Below are 3,793 nucleotides of genomic sequence, written 5' to 3' on the forward strand. Positions count from 1 at the left end.
GGGTTTGTTGCGGGGGCCCACCCTGCCCACCGAAGCGAAGCGCCAGCTTCGCGAAGGCGAGTCGCAGCGCCGCTTGCCGCTTGAGCCCCGGCACCGCCTCCGGCGCAATCGCAGGCGCCAAGGCGCAAGCGTGTTGCTCGTGATGAGATAACTTCCTGTGTTTAATCAGGTAGGAAGAAACGCGTTGGTCTTCCAAGCCTTAAGCATGCAATTGCATCATGCCTCTTACGGCGAGAATGACCTCACTAAACGATTGCTCAGCGACAAAATCCGGAGCGACCGCTTTTGCTTCATTTTGAAGTTCTTTCTCCCGTTCGACGTCGTCTGGTGTCCAATGTGTAATACGGACCAGGCGCTCATAGCTGCCAGGCTCATGGATTGTTCCGTACTTAGCCCAGATTGCCAGTACACCTGCTCGTTTCGCCATGAGGACGTCGCGCGTTAAGCTGTCGCCGATATATGCCGTTAAACGAGGCGACACACCCTCGCGCGCGCAAATTTCCAAAAGCACATCAACATTTGGCTTTCGTTGATGATGCGAAAGTTCCACAACTCGATCCATCGGGAACTCTTTCATTTTGTCCCACGAGCCGGAAGTTCTTGGGTGTGCGGAATCTGGACGCTCTCGACAGTAGATGTGTGAGAAATATTTTGTGAGATCGAGTCGTGTAAGTCGATCGATGGTCGCGTAGAGCTTGCTCTCGGTATGCGCGACCAATGACACACCTTCCGAGTTGAGGGCATCTAAAGTTTCACGAACGCCCGGATAGAGTTGAAGGCTATTTTTACGCACGGCATTGAATGCGTATAGAGCTCGGTCCAAAATTTTTAGAGTCTCGGCTGCCGATCGATTTGGAAAGGCTTTTTTGATGGTTTCTGTTTCCAGCAAGGCAAATGGATGCTCTGAATCATGGTGTCGACGATGAACCTCGCGAAAATCGTCAAGCAATTTCTCGTGATCGCATTGGGTGATTGCGACGATTTCGTCGGTCATCGCGTAAAAGGCGTTCACAAAATAGCCCACCCAATCATAGAGGGTGTTGTCGAGATCACATATTAGAAGACGTTTGGTCACCGGCAATGTCCCTATCGTCTCATTGGTTTTCTTGATGTGTCGAAGGCACACTCAACAACCGAATGATTTCTTCGGTCAGCTCATCTCGTCGATCAGGTGCACTCAATGTGTTCTGGTTTGCGTTCTGATCCGTAGCGGTGCGTACGTTTGACCATTGAGTCCAGTTTGTTGAGACGAAAAAAATCAACGCAGAGATGATCAAGAAAGTAAGAGTGGTCGTATAGAATCTTCGTATTTTCTGCTCTGCCGATGTTTCAGTGCCGGGTTTGTATTCATATCGTTCACCATTCTTGTCGACGCTCGCGTCAGTATTTCGACTGTAGTGAGAAATCGCCTGTGTCATCCCCTTTTCAAGATCAAAAATCTTTTTGAGATAATTTTGTTCGAAATCCTCGCCGAAGGTGACCGCTCCTCTCAGCATTCGATGGTAGACATTGAGGTCGAGTTCTCGAACCGCCAATAACGCAAGGAAGGCAGCTACATTCAACAACACGGCAACGTGGAAGCTAATCGGAACCGAACATATAAAAAGAGTAAGGGAAAAGTCTTCGTCCCGGCTCAATGCGACGACGGCGACACCCAAAGCGGCAGCAACGAAAGTCAGGCCAAGCTGTCTTGATTTGACCGACATCTCGTTGAAGTGCATTTGTGTATCGACAGCTTTTTTCCAGATTTCGATATACCGATCATGTTCGCTCGACATCTTTCAGTGCCCCCGTTGGCCGGTGTTCGTTTTTCCTACTTGATCAAAAGCACTTCTACGTCTGTGCTGCATAAATGCGCTCACTGGAAAATCGCGTGAATGAAACGCCATGGGCATCTTCCAGTTCAGCAGGTCAGATTCGGTCGCTTGTCAGGGCAATGTGCTGGCGCCTGCGGAGGTTGGTTTACCTTGAAATCTTATGCCTGATAAAATTCCGGACAAGACCTAATCCTGATCTGTTTTCTACCGATAATTTTCTTTGCCGCGCGCGAGCATGGCATCCGGCCCCAGTCCGGGGATAAGTCCGCCTTATCCCCACCCGCCAACACGCCCACCCCGGGGATAAATTATTTTCAATCCCCGCCACCCGATCCCGAATCGCCCGGCGCGAAATCCGCACCCGCCCGAAACCGGGGATAAGTTTCTTGATCGTCCGTACACGAATGAAAATTTCCACCGTTTGTGACAGTTTTATGACAGTTTCGTGACAGAGGGGGGGTCGGCTGTGTTTTCGCAGCCTGCAGCGCTGTGTCGCCGCTGCGGGATAAAGCGGACTTATCCCCGCCCGACGCCGTCGAGCACCAGCCGCGTGTGAATGTCGATCAGCGCCGCATGGCCGATGCGGCCCTTCGGCTCGTACCATGTGCAGATGCCGGTCAGCATGGCGAGGATCGCGTAAGCCGTCACCCGCACATCGCCGATCGCGAATAGGCCCTGCGCCGCGCCCTCTTCGAGAATGACGCAGAGCCGGTCCTCATATTGCCGCCTGAGCGCTACGATCGTCGCGCGATTATCGGCATCGAGGCTGCGGATTTCCGACGAGCCGATAAAGACTTCGCGTTTGCGTTCAATATGATAGCTGAGATGGAAGGCGGTGAAGGCCTCGAGCCGCGCCCGCGGATCGGCGAGCCCTGCAAGCGCCGCGTCGGCGCGTTCCAGGAGCGCCGTCATGTGGTCGTGAATGAGGACGAACAGCAGCTCCTGCTTGGTCCTGATATGGTTGTAGAGCGATCCGGGCTGCAGCCCGACACGGGCGGCAAGCTCCCTCAGGCTCATCGCCTCATAGCCATGGGCATGGATCAGGTCGAGCCCGGCCTCGCGGATCGCGGCCAGCGTTTTCGGCCCGGAGGAGCCGGCGGTCCTGCTCATTTTCGGCCCTTTCCGGCCATTTTTGCCTCTTGCTCGCCGCTGGAAACAAACGTATGATCGTTTTTATATCCTGACAGGGAAAATGTCCATGGGCCACAATGATTACCCCTCGCTCGATTTCGATCTCGGCGAAACCGCCGACATGATCCGCGCCACGGTGCGGTCCTTCGCGGCCGACCGCATCGCGCCCCGCGCCGCCGAAATCGACGCCACCAACACATTCCCGCGCGATCTCTGGCCGGAAATGGGCGCGCTCGGCCTCTTGGGCATCACGGTGGAAGAAGCCTTCGGCGGCGCCGGCCTCGGCTATCTCGAACATGTCGTGGCAATGGAAGAGATCAGCCGTGCCTCGGCCAGTGTCGGTCTCTCCTATGGCGCCCATTCCAATCTCTGCGTCAACCAGCTCCGCCGTTGCGGCACCGATGCACAGAAAAACAAGTATCTGCCGAAGCTTGTCAGTGGCGAGCATGTCGGCGCGCTGGCGATGTCCGAGCCCGGCGCCGGTTCCGATGTCGTCTCGATGCGCCTGAAAGCGGAAAAGAAGGGCGACCGCTACGTGCTGAACGGCACCAAGATGTGGATCACCAACGGGCCCGACGCGGAAGTGCTTGTGGTCTATGCGAAAACCGACCCCGCCGCAGGCCCCAAAGGCATCACCCCCTTCATCATCGAGAAGGGCTTCAAGGGTTTCCACGCGGCGCAAAAGCTCGACAAGCTCGGCATGCGCGGTTCCAACACGGCGGAGCTCGTTTTCGAGGATTGCGAAGTACCGGCCGAAAACGTGCTCGGCAAGCTCAACGAAGGCGTCAAGGTGCTGATGTCGGGCCTCGATTACGAGCGCGCGGTGCTGGCCGCCGGGCCCTTGG

The 3,793-nt window shown here is 55.4% G+C and carries 4 protein-coding genes; 1 reads left to right on the top strand and 3 read right to left on the bottom strand.

Annotated features, from left to right (window positions below; genetic code table 11):
• Nucleotides 1–199: 199 nt before the first annotated feature.
• From WEB61_RS04305 to WEB61_RS04315, 3 genes are all read right to left on the bottom strand, one after another.
• Complete coding sequence (locus WEB61_RS04305; RefSeq protein WP_368063094.1) at nucleotides 200–1,075, bottom strand: HAD family hydrolase; 876 nt, start codon at nucleotides 1,073–1,075, stop codon at nucleotides 200–202.
• A gap of 19 nt (nucleotides 1,076–1,094) precedes the next feature.
• Entirely contained in the window at nucleotides 1,095–1,778 is a 684-nt protein-coding gene (locus tag WEB61_RS04310; protein ID WP_368063095.1) for a hypothetical protein, read from the bottom strand.
• A gap of 555 nt (nucleotides 1,779–2,333) precedes the next feature.
• Nucleotides 2,334–2,927 carry a TetR/AcrR family transcriptional regulator gene (locus WEB61_RS04315; RefSeq protein ID WP_368063096.1) on the bottom strand — a complete coding sequence of 198 codons (594 nt, stop codon included), beginning with the start codon at nucleotides 2,925–2,927 and terminating at the stop codon, nucleotides 2,334–2,336.
• Nucleotides 2,928–3,015: 88 nt separating this feature from the next.
• On the opposite strand from WEB61_RS04315, the gene WEB61_RS04320 reads away from it, so the two are divergent.
• Nucleotides 3,016–3,793, top strand: a 778-nt coding sequence (locus tag WEB61_RS04320; protein ID WP_368063097.1) for an acyl-CoA dehydrogenase family protein, incomplete at its 3' end; no start/stop codon positions are given.

Source organism: Parvibaculum sp. (assembly GCF_040882025.1).
Taxonomy (GTDB): domain Bacteria; phylum Pseudomonadota; class Alphaproteobacteria; order Parvibaculales; family Parvibaculaceae; genus Parvibaculum.

What these genes read in the sequence shown, in the direction of transcription:
- WEB61_RS04310 (WP_368063095.1), bottom strand. Translation starts at nt 1,778, where the DNA reads ATGTCGAGCGAACATGATCGGTATATCGAAATCTGGAAAAAAGCTGTC.
- WEB61_RS04315 (WP_368063096.1), bottom strand. Translation starts at nt 2,927, where the DNA reads ATGAGCAGGACCGCCGGCTCCTCCGGGCCGAAAACGCTGGCCGCGATC.